This window comes from Herbiconiux sp. VKM Ac-1786, from assembly GCF_015350805.1.
Lineage (GTDB): Bacteria > Actinomycetota > Actinomycetes > Actinomycetales > Microbacteriaceae > Herbiconiux.
In genome coordinates this window covers 1,939,344-1,954,145 of record NZ_JADKSG010000001.1, presented here as the reverse complement: position 1 = coordinate 1,954,145, position 14,802 = coordinate 1,939,344, and the positions used below count along the sequence as shown (strand labels likewise).

Genomic DNA, 14,802 nt, shown 5'->3' with positions numbered 1-14,802 from the left:
AGAGTCTAGGGGCGGAGGGGGCCGGTCGCGGCGGGCGTCAGCCCCGTCGCGGCCGGCCGGGGCGGCGCGTTCAGCGCCCGCCCCAGACGTCGGAGTCCGAGCAGGACGGCTGCGCCGAGGAGTGCGCCCACGGTGTTCGTGATCACGTCGTTGACGTCGGCCGTTCGACCGAGATCGGTGACGTACTGCGTCACCTCGATGGTCAGCGTGCTCGCCAGCGCCACGACGAGCACCGTGCGCAGCCGCGCCCCCGCGAGCACCATCAGGAGCCCCAGTGGCAGGAAGACGAAGGTGTTCAGCACCGCATCCACCGTGCTGCCCGGCCCGTCGAACTGCAGGGGCAGGAGGTTCAGCCGCACACCGAGGCCCGTTCCGGGCCGGAGGGTCATGAATCCGACCGCCGCCGCCCAGATCAGGGTCAGCAGCACCACGGGCAGCGGCCGCACCGGCGCCGGCACGAGGGCCCGCACCAGCGCCACCAGCGTCAGCGTCGCGAGCATTGCGGCGAAGAGCAGGTTGAGGGCGAGGCCGAACATGGCTCCACCTTCGCAGAGGCGGCGCCGAGCATCCTGAACACGCCCTGACCGAACGCCGGGCGCGCACACCCGTCGCCCGCACCCCTGCCCCGCGCCGCGCCGCGCCGCCCGCCGGGCCGGGCCGGGCGTGCCAGGGTGGGCTCATGCCCGTCATCGAATCGCGCTGCGTCGTGCCCGTCAGCCCCGAGGTCGCGTTCGCCGTGTCGCAGACGACGGGTGAGACGCGGATGCGCTGGGACACCTTCATCCGCCGCCAACAGCTCCTCGACGGCGCGACCGTGCCGGCCAAGGGCGTGCGCACCTTCACCGTGCAGCGCTTCGGGCTCCGGATGATCAGCGAGTACGTCTCGTACAACCCGCCCTCGAACGTGGGAATGCGCATGACGAAGGGCTCGTGGTTCTTCGAGCGCCTCGCCGGCGGCTGGCGCTTCTCGCCCGTGGACGGCGACCCCGACAGCACCCTGGCCATCTGGCGCTACAGCTTCACCTGCCGCCCGCGCTGGCTCGCGCCCCTCGCCGAGCGCATCGGCGCGCTGCTGCTGCAGCACGACATCGATCGCCGCCTCCGCGGCTTCGCGCGCGGCTGCACCGACCCGGCCGTGCTGGCCGACGTGCGCGCCCGGCCCTGAGGGCGGGAACGGAAAAACCCCCAAGATGGCGAGATCTTGGGGGTTTTCGTAGCGGGAGCGGGACTTGAACCCGCGACCCCACGATTATGAGCCGTGTGCTCTAACCAACTGAGCTACCCCGCCGCGGCTTCCGGAGGACCAGCCTCCGGGAAGCGGAGCCCCCTGTGGGAATCGGACCCACTACCTCTTCCTTACCAAGGAAGTGCTCTACCAATGAGCTAAGGGGGCGCGCAATGCAGCCCGGAACCCGGGCGCTTTTGGCACCAGTAGAGAATAGCATCCCCGCGGGGCAGGTTTCGTCGCGGGGCGTCGTGGAGGCCTTCTGGGCCGCGACGAGCATCCGGAGCCCGTCGTGTGCAAACGATTCCAGACGCCGTTAGAGTTCTCCCCATGACTATCGAGACCTCGCCCGAGCCCGGCGCCACCGCTGCCGACGAGCCGGAGACCGAGACCACGACCGCCCTCGTTCGAACGGGGGGCGAATGGTGGCGCTCCGCCGTGATCTACCAGATCTATCCGCGCTCGTTCGCCGACTCCGACGGCGACGGGGTCGGTGACCTGCCGGGCATCACCGCGCGCCTCGACTCGCTCGCGACGCTCGGGGTCGACGCCGTCTGGCTCTCCCCGTTCATGACCTCCCCGCAGCACGACGCGGGCTACGACGTGGCCGACTACTGCGACGTCGACCCGCTCTTCGGCACCCTCGACGACTTCGACCGGATGCTCGAGCGAGCGCATGCCCTCGGCATCCGCGTCATCGTCGACCTGGTGCCCAACCACACCTCGTGGGACCACGTCTGGTTCAAGGAGGCCCTCGCCGCGCCGGAGGGGAGCCCCGAGCGCGCGCGGTACATGTTCCGCGACGGCAAGGGGCCGAACGGCGACGAGGCGCCCAACAACTGGGAGTCGGTGTTCGGCGGGCCCGCCTGGGAGCGCGTCACGAACCCCGACGGCACGCCCGGCCAGTGGTACCTGCACCTGTTCGACCGCAGCCAGCCCGACCTCGACTGGGAGAACCCGTGGGTGCGGCAGCAGTTCCTCGACATCCTGCGGTTCTGGCTCGACCGGGGCGTCGACGGGTTCCGTGTCGACGTGGCGCACGGCCTGATCAAGGAGGCAGGGCTGCCCGACTACACCCCGCCCGAGGGCGGCGGCAGCATGGGCGGCGGGGTCGTGGGGCTCGAGCCCGAGATCCTCGCCGACGCGACCCTCGACCCGCCCACCCCGCCGTACTGGGCGCAGGACGGCGTGCACGAGATCTACCGCAGCTGGCACGCCGTGCTCGAGGAGTACGAGGGCGACCGCGTGCTCTGCGCCGAGGCCTGGGTGGAGCCGCTGACGAAGCTGGCGCGCTGGGTGCGTCCCGACGAGATGCAGCAGGCGTTCAACTTCACCTACCTCGAGGCGGGCTGGTCGGCCTCGCAGCTGCGCGGCGTCATCGACACCTCGATCTCGGCCTTCGCCACCGTCGGGGCGCCGTCGACCTGGGTGCTGTCGAACCACGACGTCGTGCGGCACGCCACGCGACTCGCCCTCACCGCCGAGAACCCGCAGGGCGACGGGCTCGGCCCGAACTCCCCCGGGCTGCCCGACCGGGCCGCAGGCCTGCGCCGTGCGCGCGCCGCGACCGCGGTGATGCTCGCCCTGCCCGGCAGCGCTTACGTCTACCAGGGCGAGGAGCTCGGGCTGCCCGAGGTCATCGACCTGCCCGACGACGCCCGGCAGGACCCGACCTGGTTCCGCACCCACGGCGCCCGCTTCGGGCGCGACGGCTGCCGGGTGCCGATCCCGTGGCAGGCCGGCGCGACCACCTACGGCTTCGGCCCCGCGGGCTCGACCGCCAGCTGGCTGCCGCAGCCCGGCGACTGGGACGCCTACGCCCGCGACTCGCAGGAGGGCGTGCCCGGGTCGACGCTGTCGCTCTACACCGCGCTGCTCGCTCTGCGGTCGCAGTACGCCCTCGGCACCGGCACGCTCGAGTGGCTGCCGGGGTACGGGCCGGACGTGATCGCGTTCCGGAACAACGGGGTCGTGGTGATCGCGAACACGGGGACGACTCCGGTCGAGCTGCCGGCGGAGCTGCCGGGGCAGGTGCTCGTCGCCAGCGAAGATCTCGGGGAGGCGGCGTTGGCGCCGGATGCGGCGGTGTGGTTGCTGGGGTAGCTGCCGGCGGGGAGGTTCGCGCGGGTGGGTCTGCTCGGGGGGTGTGCCGGCGGGCATCCGTCGCCGCCGCGGTCGTCGAGGTCAGGCGTTGTGGAGGGTGAGCCAGGCGAAGGGGTCGACCGGGGTGACGCCGTCGAGGCGGATCTCGAGGTGGAGGTGCGCGCCCGTCGAGGTGCCCGTGTTGCCGACGCGGCCGACCGGCTGGCCGACCTTGACGAGCTGGCCCTCGGTCACCGCCGTCGAGCCGGGGAGCATGTGGCCGTAAGTGCTCGAGACCGGCTGCCCGTCGACCACGTGGTCGATGACGACGTAGACGCCGAGGCCGCCGCCGTCGCTCGGCACGACCGTGCGCACCACGCCGTCGGCCACCGACTGGATGCTCGTGCCCTGGCCGGGCGTGAAGTCCACGCCCTTGTGGTCGGTGCTGCCGATGCCGCCGGGCGACTCGCGGGGGCCGAAGCCGTCGCTGATCGGCACACCGACCGGGAACGGCCACTGCACGGGGCGGCCCGGGTTGTTGGTGAAGGTGTCGGCGATGCGCATGCCCGCGGCGCGGAGGGCGGCGACGTCGCGGACGCCGTATCCGTCGCGGGTGACGCCCACCCCGGCCGCGTCGGCGCTCGTGGTCAGCTGCTGGGCGGCGAGCTCGGGGGTGAGCGGGGCGACGTCGGCGTAGAGCTGCTGGGCCGGACCGCCGCTCGCGGCGTGCAGGGCTTCGGCGGGCAGCGTGGTCGCGACGGCGATCCCGGCGGCGAACAGCATCGCGATCACGCTGAAGGTGCCCTTGGCGATGTCGCCGCCGCCTCCACGTCGGCGGCGCCGGCGACGGTCGGCTGACGCGCCGGCGGCGCTGCGCTGGTCGGGCTCGGCTTCGCCGTTCTTCGCGGCGTCGCGGTCAGCGGCGGTACCGGCGGTGTGGGCTCCGCGCGCGGGGCGCTGGGCGGCCTGGTCCGGCAGCCGGTCGGTGTTCCCGGGCTCGTTCCGGCGCCGAACGGCTCCGGCCTGGTCCCGGCGGGTCGGGGCCGTGCCGCGCGGGGTGGTGCCGCTCGGGGTGGTGCCCGTCGGGGCGGTGCCGCTCGGGGTGCTCCCCGTCTCACGCGGCGGGCGGATGCTTGACCCACCCTCGCCCGGGATCCGCTCCGCCGTGAGGGCGCGGCGCGATCCGCCGGTCGAACCGGTCGAGCGGGTGGCACCGTGGGCGCCGCCGGTGATCGCCTCGGGGCCGCCGGTCGTCGCGGCACGGAGGGTGCGGCGAGACACGGCCCGCACCACGGGAGCGCTGATCGGGACGACGGCGGTCTCGGGGCCGGATCCGCCCTCGTGCGTCTCGACGTCGACCCCGACGCCGCCATCGGCCTTGGCCTCGGGGGCCGGGAGCTCCACCGTCGTCGGCACAGTCACCCGCGCGCGGCGGCCCGACGCGGGGCGCTCGATGCTGTCGGAGAAGCTCGACCCGGCGCGGCGGCCGGGGCCCGCCGCGCGCGGAGGCGAGGCGTTGCCGGTCGTCTGGGCGGCCGGATCCGCCTCGGCCACGGCATCGAGATCGACATCGGCGGAGGATCGATTCTCGTCGGCGGCCGGAGCGGTGGTCGAGGCGCCGACGACCGCGGTGGCCTCGGTCGCGGGAGCACCGTCGCCGGTGGCCGGCCCCGACGCGCGGCGCGCCCGGCGCGGACCTGCCCCCGGAGCTCGCGGCGACCGCGTCGCCTCGTCGGCGGGAGCGGCCGAGGCCCGCCGCCCGCGACGGGCAGCTGCCTCAGCCGGGTTCGAGGAGGTCTCCGACACCGGGCTCGGGGTCGGCGCCGGGGCGGCGGCTTCGGTCACGTGGTGGACGACGTCGTCCGCCGGAGTCGCGACCGGGCGCGGCACGATCGGGAGAGAGGTTGTCTCCACGGTGATGTCGACGACCACGGGTCGATCGGCTGCCGCGGTGACCACCTCGGAGGTGGCGCGGCGCGCTTCCCGGCGGGTCCGCGGCGGAGTGGAGGCATCCGGGGACGCCGAGTCAGCGAGCCCGTCGGACGACGACGGCGACGGCGACGAGGACGACGCGGTCGGGTCGGACACCGGCACGCGAACGCGGAGCGATCGGCGGGAGGGGAACGTCCGCCCGGAGGAGGCATCGGCGGCGGCGGGTTCGGGCCGGGTGCGGGCGTCTCCGACGGAGGCGTCGTCATCCGGGCGGGGGGTCGTGCGTGCCAAAGTTCGGGTGTCTCCGGGTGGGGCGGGGGAGGTCTCGTCGGGGCGAGAAGATCCGACAAGGCTAACGAGGAGTCATGTGAAACTCCATTGAGCAGCCCCCGCCACGGCCCGACCCCGGCAGCCGCCCCGCGAATGGCGCGCGAACCGAACGGGCAGCCCGCGTCAACGCGAACCGAACGGGCAGCCCGCGTCGCACAGCGCGACGAGCCCCGCTACTCCAGCGGCAGGCCCGCGTCGCGGTGCAGGGCGAACAGCAGCGGCTCGAGCTCGTCGAGCAGCGCCGGCGGCCCCGCGAGCGTCATCACGTCGGACTCGGCGGCGTCGCCGAAGCCGCCGACGCGGGCACCGGCCTCACGGGCGATGAGGGCGGCGGCGGCGTGGTCCCAGGGGTTCAGCCCCCGCTCGGCGTAGGCGTCGAGACGGCCGGCGGCGACCGAGCAGAGGTCGAGCGCCGCGGATCCGGCGCGGCGGATGTCGCGCACCTTCTCGACCAGGCCCGTGATGAACCGGCCCTGCTTCACGCGGGTCTCGGCGCTGTAGGAGAAACCGGTGCCGACCAGGGCGCGGGCCAGGTCGACGTCGGTGTTCACGGCGAGGCGTCGGGGCTGAGCATCCGGAGCCTGGAGCCAGGTGAGGAACGCGCCACCGCCGTTGGTCGCCGTGAAGACCTCGCCGAGGACGGGGTTGACGACGACGCCGGCGAGCGCGGTCCAGCGGGCGGGGTCGGCGACGCCGTCGGTGACCTGCACGGCGGCGATGCTGACGGCGTAGGCGGGGATGTCGTAGAGGTAGTTGACGGTGCCGTCGATGGGGTCGACGACCCAGACGACGCCCGACGTGCCGGGGGTGGGCTCGCCGGCCGACTCCTCGCCGAGGAAGCCGTCGTCGGGGCGGGCCGCGGCGAGCCGGGCGCGGATGAGGTCTTCGGACTCGCGGTCGGCGAACGTCACGACGTCGGCGATCGACGACTTGGTGGCGGCGACCTCGACGCCCTCGGCGCGGCGGCGGCGCACGAGCTCACCGGCCTCGAGGGCGATGTCGCGGGCGATCGCGAGCAGTTCGGCCGGATCGGCGGCGAAGGAGGCGGGAGAAGTGGCGGTCATCGCGGTGCTCCGTGTTCTGGTGGCGAGTGAGGGATTCGAACCCCCGAATGCTGAGCAGTCTGATTTACAGTCAGATCCCTTTGGCCGCTTGGGTAACTCGCCAGGCGCACCCGACCACGTTCATCACACAACCGAAGGCGCTGATCAAGGATACCCAGCAAGCCCCGTTCGGCGAAATCGGGGCGGATGCGCGGCCTCAGCCCTCGGCGTCGAGCGCCTGCGCGGCCTCTGCCGCGTACCGGTTCGCGTAGTCGAGCACCTCGTCGAGGTACGCCGGGGACTCGTTGTAGCCCGCGATCGCGGCGCGCCAGCCGGCCTCGGTGCCGAGGTCGCCGGGGGCCGCGTCGCCGCCGTCACCGCCCGAGCCGCCGTCAGTGCCCGACCCCACCCGCCCCGCCGAGAAGCACAGGTACTCGGCCGCAGACAACGACGAGTCGTCGATGTTGTTGATGTCGGGCACCCCGTCCCCGTTCGCCTCGCTCGCCCACGCCGCCCACGTCGCGGGCACGAACTGCATCGGCCCCACGGCCCGGTCCCACTCGGTGTCGCCGTCGACCGCGCCCTTGTCGGTGTCGGGGATCTCCTGGAACCCGTTCCCGTCCAACGGCACCCCGACGATCGGCGCGCTCGTCACCCCCGAGTCCAGGATGCTCCCGCCGAAGATCGTGCCGTGGTGCGACTCCACCCAGCCGATGCCGGCCAGCGTGTTCCAGCCCACGTGGCACTCGGGCCGCACCTCGTTGCTCGCGATCGCGGCGCCGGCGTAGCCCTGCAGCGCCCGCCGCGGAATCCCGGTCGCCGACGCGACCGTGTCGAGCCACGCGGGGTCGGGCAGTTCGGCGGTCGGCGTTCCGTCGCGGTAGCTGCCGGCTCCGGATGCCCGCACCTCCGCCTGGGCCGCATACGTCGGCCCGGGATCGACGGTGGCGCCCTCACTGCCGGCCGAGCATCCGCCCATCGCCCCGCCCAGCACCACCACCGCGGCCCCCGCCACCACCGCGCGGACGACGGACGGGACTCGAAGACGCATGCCCCCACTCAACCAGACCCCCCTGACACCCGCCCTCAGAAGGTCTCGATGGCCAATCCGCCCGCGGCAGCCTTCAAGCGATCGTCCTGAGTCCAGAAGCCGTCGCAGGTGTGGAACTGCGCGGTGGCGAGGTGCAGCGCATCCATCGTCTTCAGACCGTGCCGGGCGCGGGTGTCCGCCGCGAGCAGGTAGACCTCTTCGGGCATGTCGAGATGGGGCAGATGATCGAACAGGCGGTCGAAGCGACGCACGGTGACCAGGTCGCCGAGCTGCAGGGGTTTCACCCGGCACTCCATGATCACCAGCGGGCTCACGACGAGCTCGTCGTCGATCTCGTCGAAGCGGCGGCGCACACGATCGCCGCGCTCGCCCGGGTCTTCGATCAGGTAGATGAGGATGTTCGAGTCGGCGTAGATCATTCGTCGTCGCCGCGGAGTTCCTGCACCCACGCGTCGATCTCCTCGGGCGTCCTCCGCGAGGAGGCGGGCAGCGGGTTCTCGCGCAGCCAGGCGACGATCTCCTTGCCGCTCCAGAACTTCTTGGCCTCCGGCTCGATGGGCACGAGCCGCGCCACCGGCTTGCCCCGCCGCGAGATCTCGATCTCCTCACCGGCCTCGACGCGGCTGATCAGCCGGGACAGGTTGTTGCGCGTGTACAGCACGTCGTATCGCTCCATGGTCATCTCCCACCTGGCTAGCGAGCCTAGCCATGTCGAGGCATCGTCACAATGCCCGGGCGGCGTAAAATGAGCGGCATGGCAGATTCATCGTTTGACGTGGTCAGCAAGGTCGACAAGATGGAGGCGGACAACGCCCTCAACCAGGCTCAGAAAGAGGTCGCCCAGCGCTACGACTTCAAGAACATCGGCGCCTCCATCGAGTGGAGCGGCGAGAAGGTGCTGATGAAGGCCAACTCCGAGGAGCGCGTGAAGGCGATCCTCGAGGTGTTCGAGTCGAAGCTCATCAAGCGCGGCATCTCGCTGCGCTCGCTCGACGCCGGCGAGCCCTTCGCCTCCGGCAAGGAGTACCGCCTCGAGGCCTCCATGAAGGAGGGCATCGCCCAGGACGACGCGAAGAAGATCAACAAGCTCATCCGCGACGAGGCCCCGAAGAGCGTCAAGTCGCAGATCCAGGGCGACGAGCTGCGCGTCTCGTCCAAGAGCCGCGACGACCTGCAGGCGACCATGGCGCTGCTGAAGGGCGCCGACCTCGACGTGGCGCTGCAGTTCATCAACTTCCGGTGAGCGACGCGGGGGGCGGGGGCGACGTCGGCTCCGACGGGCGAGCGGATGCGCGAGCATCCGTCGCCCCGACCGCGACGCCGGGCGTGCCGGGAGTCGACACGCCCGACCGCCGCGGGCGCACCGGCCTGCACCTCACCGGTCGCGACCTCACCGGCAACCCGCGCGTGCGGGTGCGGGACGTGCGGCTGCTCACGTCGAACTGGTACATCACCCGCACGACCGAGATCGAGTACCAGCACCGCGACGGGCACTGGTCGGTCGAGGAACGGGAGACCTACGATCGCGGCAACGGCGCCACGATCCTGCTGTTCGATGCGGCGCGGCGAACGGTGCTGCTGATCAGGCAGTTCCGGTATCCGGCCTACGTGAACGGGCACCCCGACGGCATGCTGCTCGAGACCCCGGCGGGGCTGCTCGACGAGGACGACCCCGAGACCGCCATCCGCCGCGAGGCCCGCGAGGAGACGGGCTACGCCATCGGCGAGGTCACCCGCGTCTTCGACGCCTACATGAGCCCGGGCTCGATCACCGAGAAGCTCTTCTTCTTCGCCGCGCCCTACGACGCCACGAACCGAGCGGATGCGGGGGGCGGCCTCGCCGACGAGGGCGAGGACATCGAGCTGGTCGAGCTGGGCATCGACGCGGCGCTCGCGCGCGTCGGCGACGACATCGTCGACGCGAAGACGATCATGCTGCTGCAGTGGGCGGCGCTCCGCGGCCCCTTCGCGCGCTGACGCGGCGCAGCCCACCCCGGCCCGGCCCGGGCCCGGCGCGGCAGGTGTGGGCGCGCGCCCCTCGCGCACCCCAGGCCGATGCCGAGGCCGTGACGGACTCGGCGGGCGGCTGAGGTGCGCCTGGCCCGTCAGGGCAGCAGCCGCGCCAGCGTGCGCACGGCCTCCTCGAAACGCGACGGGTCGGGCCCCGAGTAGTTCAGCCGCACGAATGCCCCCGTCGGCTCGGCCGGGAACCACTCCTCCCCCGGCGAGATCAGCACGCCGGACGCCGCGGAGGCCGCGACGAAGGCGGGCGACTCGACTCCGGGAGGCAGCTGCAGCCACAGGTTGAGCCCGCCGCGCGGCAGCGCGGTGAGCGTGCCGGCCGGGAGCAGCTCGGTCACGAGGGCCGCCAGGGCGTCGCGGCGGGTGCGCAGCTGGTCGCGCATCCGGTGCAGATGCGGCTGCCAGCCGGGCGCGGTGACGACCTCGAGCGCCGCCGTCTGCAGCACGCCGCTGACGTAGAGCCCGTCGACCACGCGGTCGGTGTGGATGCGCGAGCGCGCCGGCCCGCGCGCGACCACCGCGGCGACCCGGATGCTCGGCGACACGCTCTTCGTCAGCGAGCGCACCGCGACCACGTGCCCGTCGGGGTCGGACGCCGCGAGCGGTCGGACGGGGGCGTCGAGCGCGAGGTCGTGCGCCCAGTCGTCCTCGACGAGGAACGCGCCGTTCGAGCGGACGACGTCGAGGATGGCCGCGGCCGACGCCGGCGACCACGTCGACCCGGTTGGGTTGGCGAAGTGCGGCATCGCGTAGAACAGCCGTGCGCGGGTGCGCTCGAAGGCCTCGGCGAGCACGACGGCGTCGACCGCGTCGCCGTCGCGCGGCACCGGCACGATGACGAGCCCGGCCTGGCGGGCGGCGGCGATCGCGCCCCAGTAGCCGGGCGACTCCATCACGATCGGGTCGCCGGGCCGGCCGAGCGCCCGGAACACCGACGACAGTGCGCTCTGTCCGCCGGGCATCACGAGCACGTCGGCGGCGGTGGGGGCCGAGCCGCCGGCGGGCGCCGCGTCGGCGAGGTCGGCGGCGAACCACGAGCGCAGCTCGGGCAGCCCCGCCGCGGGCGGACGGTCGAGCGCCGAGCGCGAGCGGGCCGCCCGGCCGAGCGCGGTCTGCACCGCGCGCACGGGCAGCAGGTCGTCGACGGGGTAGCCGCTGTGCAGCGCGATCACGTCCTCGCCCGGCGTCTGCATCGTCGAGCCGACGAAGCCGCCGTCGGCGCGCGCCGGGCCGAGCGCGGCGGTCTGCCAGGAGTGGTCCGCGCGCGGGGCCGGGCGGGCGGGCCGCACGAAGGTCCCGTCGCCCGGGCGCGACTCGACGAGGCCCTCCCGCACGAGCATCCGCACCGCCTGCTGCACGGTGACGGGGCTCGCGGCGAAGCGCGCCGTGAGCGCCCGGGTCGAGGGCAGGCGGGCGCCCGCGCGCAGGCCGCCGAGCTCGGTGCGGAGGGCTGCCGCGATCCGCGCCGAACTGCTACTGTCACTCATGAAGGCTGATGATAGCGCTACTCCCCCGCCGCTGACGGTGCTACCGGATGCGCGCCCCGCCCGTCCCGCCGCGGCGACGCCCCGCGCTGACGCCGCAGCCCGCCCCGCCACGGTGACACCCGGCGCCGACCCGGCCGCCCGTCCCGCCACGGCGACACCGACCGCCGACCCGGCACCGCCACGTGGCACTGATCGGCCGTCCCTCGCACCCGGCCTCGTCTGGGGCTTCCTCGGCGTGCTCGCCTTCTCCTTCACCCTCCCGTTCACCCGGGTGGCGGTGGCGGCGCTCGATCCGTTGTTCGTCGGAGCCGGCCGCGCCGTCGTCGCGGCGCTCCTCGCCGCCGCGGTGCTGCTCGCGACCCGCACCCGGCCTCCTGCCCGGCGGCTCTGGCCGCGCATCGCGGTGGTCGCGGCCGGCGTCGTGGTCGGGTTCCCGTTCCTGACGTCGTTCGCGCTGCAGACCTCGCCCGCCGCACACGGCGCGGTGGTGATCGGGCTGCTGCCGGCCGCGACCGCCGCCGTCGCCGTACTGCGCGGGCGGGAGCGCCCGAGCCGGCTGTTCTGGGTGGCGTCGGTCGCGGGCGCGGTGGCCGTGATCGGCTTCACCGTCGTGTCGTCGGGCGGGTTCGGCGGCCTCCATGTCAGCGATCTGCTGCTGTTCGGGGCGGTGGTCGCCGCGTCCGTCGGGTACGCCGAGGGCGGGCTGCTGGCTCGCGAGATCGGGTCGTGGCAGGTGATCTGCTGGGCGCTCGTGATCGCGGCACCGCTGATGGTGGTGCTGACGGGGGTGTCGCTGGTCGCGCATCCGCTCGACCCGGCCGCGGTGGGCGCCGACGCGTGGCTCGCCTTCGCCTATGTCAGCGCGATCAGCATGTTCCTGGGGTTCTTCGCCTGGTACCGCGGCCTCGGCATCGGCCCGATCGCGTCGGTCAGCCAGATGCAGCTGGTGCAGCCCGTGCTGACCATCGTCTGGGCAGCGCTGCTGCTCGGCGAACCGCTCACCGCCGTGACGCTGGGCGGCGCGGCCGTCGTGGTGGCGTGCGCGGCGCTGGCGGTGCGCTCCCGGGTGCGGCGCGCACCCGCCTGAACGGCTACGCCCGCCACACCCGCACCACCCGCTACGCCCGCGAGATCGCGACCATCTCGTCGCGCGGCACGACCTTGACGCGCAGGCGCTGGTGCGCATCCGCCGCCCCGAGCGCCAGCTCGTGCTCGTCGAGCTTGTGCCAGCCGTCGAGGTCGGTGTACTCGATCCCGCGCGACTCGAGCAGGGCCGGAATCGCCTCTTCGCCGGGCTCGGCCGGGGTCCACCAGTTGGCCTGGTCGCGCACGAGGTGCGAGAGCGTCTCCATGGCGTCGGACTTGGTGTGCCCGATCAGGCCGACCGGGCCGCGCTTGATCCAGCCCGTGGCGTAGACGCCGGGCACGATCTCGTTGTGCTCGTCGAGCACCTGGCCCTCGTGGTTCGGGATGACGCCGTGCTGCTCGTCGAACGGGATCTCGTCCAGCGGCGAGCCGAAGTAGCCGACCGCACGGTACAGCGCCTGGATCGGCACCTCGCGGATCTCACCCGTGCCGACCACGCCGCCGGCGCCGTCAGGGCGGGTGCGCTCGTAGCGCAGCGCGGCGACCCGGCCGGCCCCGTCGGACTCGACCGACAGCGGCTTCGCCCAGAAGTGCAGGTGCAGCCGGCGCGACGCCTGCCCGACCGGGCGCTCGCGCCACTGGTTCAGTACCTTGTTGATCACGAAGACCTGCTTGTTGGTCTCGATCGCGGCCTTGGACGCCTCGTCGAGCTCGAAGTCCTCGTCGTGCACGATCATGTCGACGTCGTTCATCTCGCCGAGCTCGCGCAGCTCCAGCGGCGTGAACTTCACCTGCGCCGGCCCGCGGCGGCCGAACACGTGCACGTCGGTGACGGGCGAGGCCTTGAGCCCCTCGTAGACGTTGGTGGGGATCTCGGTGACGAGCAGGTCGTCGGCGTGCTTGGCCAGGATGCGCGAGACGTCGAGCGCCACGTTGCCGTTGCCGATCACGGCGACCGACTGCGCCTCGAGCGGCCAGGTGCGGGGCACGTCGGGGTGGCCGTCGAACCAGCTCACGAAGTCGGCGGCCCCATAGGATCCGGCCAGGTCGATGCCGGGGATCTCGAGCGAGGCGTCGCGGATGGCGCCGGTCGAGAAGATCACGGCGTTGTAGTGCTTCTTCAGGTCGTCGAGGGTGATGTCGACGCCGTAGCGCACGTTGCCGAAGAAGCGGATGACGCCCGAGTCGAGCACCTCGCGCAACGCGTTGATGATGCCCTTGATGCGCGGGTGGTCGGGGGCGACGCCGTAGCGCACGAGGCCGTAGGGGGCGGGCAGCTGCTCGAACAGGTCGATCGAGACGTCGAAGTGACGCTCGGCCTTCACGAGGAGGTCGGCGGCGTAGATGCCGGCGGGGCCGGCTCCGACGATGGCCAAACGGAGCTTGGTCACGGTGAGTTCCTATCGGTGGTCGGGCGGCGGGGCCGGCCGGGTGTGCAGGTGAAACTGTGCGGCTGAAACGGGGGTGGCGGATGCCCGAGCCTCAGCTCGTGCGCTCCACCACGGTCTCGGCGAACCGCACGAGGGTCTTCTTCACGGTGCCCGAGGGCAGCGGGTCGAGCGCGGCGATGGCCTCGCGGGCGTAGCGGTGCGCCTCCTCGACAGTGCGACGGGTGACCGGATGCTCGCGCAGCAGCCGGATCGCCTCGTCGGAGTCGTCGGGCGCGGCGCTCGCCAGCTCGTCGGGCTGGATGCGCGCGAGCAGCGCGGCCGCGTCCGGATCGGTCGCGGCGAGCTGACGCAGGTACAGCACCGGCAGCGTGGCGACACCGGCGCGGATGTCGGTGCCCGGAGTCTTGCCCGTGTCGTCGGCCGACGGCGCGATGTCGAGCACGTCGTCGACGAGCTGGAAGGCGATGCCGACCTTCTCGCCGAACACCCGCACCGGCTCCTCGAAGGCGGCGGGGGCGTTGGAGAAGATGATGCCGAGCTGCGCCGAGGCTGCGATCAGCGACCCCGTCTTGTCGGCGAGCACCGCGATGTAGTGGTCGACCTGGTTCTCGCCCTCGGCCGGGCCGAGGGTCTCCTTCAGCTGGCCGAGGCAGAGCCGCTCGAAAGTGTCGGCCTGCAGGCGGATGGCCCGCTCCCCGAGCAGTGCGAGCAGCGCACTGGCCCGCGCGAAGAGCAGGTCGCCGGTGAGGATCGCGATCGAGTTGCCCCAGACGTACTGGGCGCTCGGCACCCCGCGGCGCTGGTCGGCGTCGTCCATCACGTCGTCGTGGTAGAGCGACGCGAGGTGGGTGAGCTCGATCGAGGCGGCCGCGGTGATGACCTCGTCGGTGATGCCGTCGCCGAGCTGGGCGGTGAGGAAGGCGAGGATGGGGCGCACGCGCTTGCCGCCCGCCTCGAGCAGGTAGCGGGCGACGACGTCGACCAGGCCACCGGAGAAGTGGGTCTCGGCGCCCAGGCGCGCCTCGAGGGTCTCGATGCCCTCTTCGATCACCCGCGCGGTGCGCCGATCCTCGCCGGTGGAGAACAGGCGGTCGGCGAGCGAGAGCGGGGTCGACCGGCCGGTGGCGCGGCGAAGACTGGAGGTCACGGACAC

Annotated in this window: 14 protein-coding genes and 3 tRNA genes; 5 read left to right on the top strand and 12 right to left on the bottom strand. The window is 73.1% G+C overall.

Features of this window, described 5'->3' with window-relative positions; genetic code table 11:
• Window positions 1–5: 5 nt before the first annotated feature.
• A complete protein-coding gene (locus ITJ64_RS09575; RefSeq protein WP_194680399.1) occupies window positions 6–536 on the bottom strand; it encodes a VanZ family protein in 531 nt (176 codons plus the stop codon).
• Between the two features lie 143 nt (window positions 537–679).
• Here ITJ64_RS09575 and ITJ64_RS09570 point away from each other — a divergent pair, with 143 nt between their 5' ends.
• Window positions 680–1,165: an SRPBCC family protein gene (locus tag ITJ64_RS09570; RefSeq protein WP_194680398.1), complete on the top strand. Its 486-nt coding sequence runs from the start codon at window positions 680–682 to the stop codon at window positions 1,163–1,165.
• Between the two features lie 49 nt (window positions 1,166–1,214).
• On the opposite strand, the gene ITJ64_RS09565 is transcribed toward ITJ64_RS09570, so the two are convergent.
• A tRNA-Met gene (locus ITJ64_RS09565) sits at window positions 1,215–1,288 on the bottom strand.
• Between the two features lie 33 nt (window positions 1,289–1,321).
• A tRNA-Thr gene (locus tag ITJ64_RS09560) sits at window positions 1,322–1,393 on the bottom strand.
• 162 nt (window positions 1,394–1,555) lie between these two features.
• On the opposite strand from ITJ64_RS09560, the gene ITJ64_RS09555 reads away from it, so the two are divergent.
• Window positions 1,556–3,328 carry a glycoside hydrolase family 13 protein gene (locus ITJ64_RS09555; protein ID WP_194680397.1) on the top strand — a complete coding sequence of 591 codons (1,773 nt, stop codon included), beginning with the start codon at window positions 1,556–1,558 and terminating at the stop codon, window positions 3,326–3,328.
• Between the two features lie 81 nt (window positions 3,329–3,409).
• On the opposite strand, the gene ITJ64_RS09550 is transcribed toward ITJ64_RS09555, so the two are convergent.
• From ITJ64_RS09550 to ITJ64_RS09525, 6 genes are all read right to left on the bottom strand, one after another.
• A complete protein-coding gene (locus ITJ64_RS09550) occupies window positions 3,410–5,530 on the bottom strand; it encodes a M23 family metallopeptidase (RefSeq protein ID WP_194680396.1) in 2,121 nt (706 codons plus the stop codon).
• A gap of 212 nt (window positions 5,531–5,742) precedes the next feature.
• A complete protein-coding gene (locus tag ITJ64_RS09545) occupies window positions 5,743–6,633 on the bottom strand; it encodes an inositol monophosphatase family protein (protein ID WP_194680395.1) in 891 nt (296 codons plus the stop codon).
• A gap of 17 nt (window positions 6,634–6,650) precedes the next feature.
• Window positions 6,651–6,735 (bottom strand) — tRNA-Tyr (locus ITJ64_RS09540).
• 94 nt (window positions 6,736–6,829) lie between these two features.
• Complete coding sequence (locus tag ITJ64_RS09535) at window positions 6,830–7,663, bottom strand: lytic transglycosylase domain-containing protein (RefSeq protein WP_194680394.1); 834 nt, start codon at window positions 7,661–7,663, stop codon at window positions 6,830–6,832.
• A 35-nt stretch (window positions 7,664–7,698) separates the two neighbouring features.
• Window positions 7,699–8,082: a type II toxin-antitoxin system VapC family toxin gene (locus tag ITJ64_RS09530; RefSeq protein WP_194680393.1), complete on the bottom strand. Its 384-nt coding sequence runs from the start codon at window positions 8,080–8,082 to the stop codon at window positions 7,699–7,701.
• Window positions 8,079–8,339 (bottom strand): type II toxin-antitoxin system Phd/YefM family antitoxin, encoded by a 261-nt coding sequence (locus tag ITJ64_RS09525; RefSeq protein ID WP_194680392.1) that lies wholly within the window; start codon window positions 8,337–8,339, stop codon window positions 8,079–8,081. The genes ITJ64_RS09530 and ITJ64_RS09525 overlap by 4 nt, the downstream gene beginning before the upstream one ends.
• Before the next feature lie 78 nt (window positions 8,340–8,417).
• Between ITJ64_RS09525 and ITJ64_RS09520 the strand changes: the two genes are divergently transcribed.
• Together ITJ64_RS09520 and ITJ64_RS09515 are read left to right on the top strand one after the other, a co-directional pair.
• Entirely contained in the window at window positions 8,418–8,906 is a 489-nt protein-coding gene (locus tag ITJ64_RS09520) for a YajQ family cyclic di-GMP-binding protein (RefSeq protein WP_370545119.1), read from the top strand.
• Window positions 8,903–9,640 carry an NUDIX domain-containing protein gene (locus ITJ64_RS09515; protein WP_370545118.1) on the top strand — a complete coding sequence of 246 codons (738 nt, stop codon included), beginning with the start codon at window positions 8,903–8,905 and terminating at the stop codon, window positions 9,638–9,640. The genes ITJ64_RS09520 and ITJ64_RS09515 overlap by 4 nt, the downstream gene beginning before the upstream one ends.
• A 128-nt stretch (window positions 9,641–9,768) precedes the next feature.
• On the opposite strand, the gene ITJ64_RS09510 is transcribed toward ITJ64_RS09515, so the two are convergent.
• The gene (locus ITJ64_RS09510) at window positions 9,769–11,172 is read right to left on the bottom strand and encodes a PLP-dependent aminotransferase family protein (RefSeq protein WP_194680390.1); all 1,404 of its coding nucleotides are present in this window, start codon (window positions 11,170–11,172) and stop codon (window positions 9,769–9,771) included.
• Between ITJ64_RS09510 and ITJ64_RS09505 the strand changes: the two genes are divergently transcribed.
• Window positions 11,171–12,259: a DMT family transporter gene (locus ITJ64_RS09505; RefSeq protein ID WP_194680389.1), complete on the top strand. Its 1,089-nt coding sequence runs from the start codon at window positions 11,171–11,173 to the stop codon at window positions 12,257–12,259. The genes ITJ64_RS09510 and ITJ64_RS09505 overlap by 2 nt on opposite strands.
• A 31-nt stretch (window positions 12,260–12,290) precedes the next feature.
• On the opposite strand, the gene ITJ64_RS09500 is transcribed toward ITJ64_RS09505, so the two are convergent.
• Both ITJ64_RS09500 and ITJ64_RS09495 read right to left on the bottom strand, forming a co-directional pair.
• Window positions 12,291–13,649 carry an FAD-dependent oxidoreductase gene (locus ITJ64_RS09500; RefSeq protein WP_194680388.1) on the bottom strand — a complete coding sequence of 453 codons (1,359 nt, stop codon included), beginning with the start codon at window positions 13,647–13,649 and terminating at the stop codon, window positions 12,291–12,293.
• A gap of 91 nt (window positions 13,650–13,740) precedes the next feature.
• Complete coding sequence (locus tag ITJ64_RS09495) at window positions 13,741–14,796, bottom strand: polyprenyl synthetase family protein (RefSeq protein WP_370545117.1); 1,056 nt, start codon at window positions 14,794–14,796, stop codon at window positions 13,741–13,743.
• Window positions 14,797–14,802 lie beyond the last annotated feature (6 nt).

Coding starts and splice junctions, on each gene's coding strand:
- ITJ64_RS09525 (WP_194680392.1), bottom strand. CDS start 8,339: ATGGAGCGATACGACGTGCTGTACACGCGCAACAACCTGTCCCGGCTG.
- ITJ64_RS09535 (WP_194680394.1), bottom strand. CDS start 7,663: ATGCGTCTTCGAGTCCCGTCCGTCGTCCGCGCGGTGGTGGCGGGGGCC.
- ITJ64_RS09505 (WP_194680389.1), top strand. CDS start 11,171: ATGAAGGCTGATGATAGCGCTACTCCCCCGCCGCTGACGGTGCTACCG.
- ITJ64_RS09570 (WP_194680398.1), top strand. CDS start 680: ATGCCCGTCATCGAATCGCGCTGCGTCGTGCCCGTCAGCCCCGAGGTC.
- ITJ64_RS09555 (WP_194680397.1), top strand. CDS start 1,556: ATGACTATCGAGACCTCGCCCGAGCCCGGCGCCACCGCTGCCGACGAG.
- ITJ64_RS09520 (WP_370545119.1), top strand. CDS start 8,418: ATGGCAGATTCATCGTTTGACGTGGTCAGCAAGGTCGACAAGATGGAG.
- ITJ64_RS09575 (WP_194680399.1), bottom strand. CDS start 536: ATGTTCGGCCTCGCCCTCAACCTGCTCTTCGCCGCAATGCTCGCGACG.
- ITJ64_RS09530 (WP_194680393.1), bottom strand. CDS start 8,082: ATGATCTACGCCGACTCGAACATCCTCATCTACCTGATCGAAGACCCG.
- ITJ64_RS09510 (WP_194680390.1), bottom strand. CDS start 11,172: ATGAGTGACAGTAGCAGTTCGGCGCGGATCGCGGCAGCCCTCCGCACC.
- ITJ64_RS09545 (WP_194680395.1), bottom strand. CDS start 6,633: ATGACCGCCACTTCTCCCGCCTCCTTCGCCGCCGATCCGGCCGAACTG.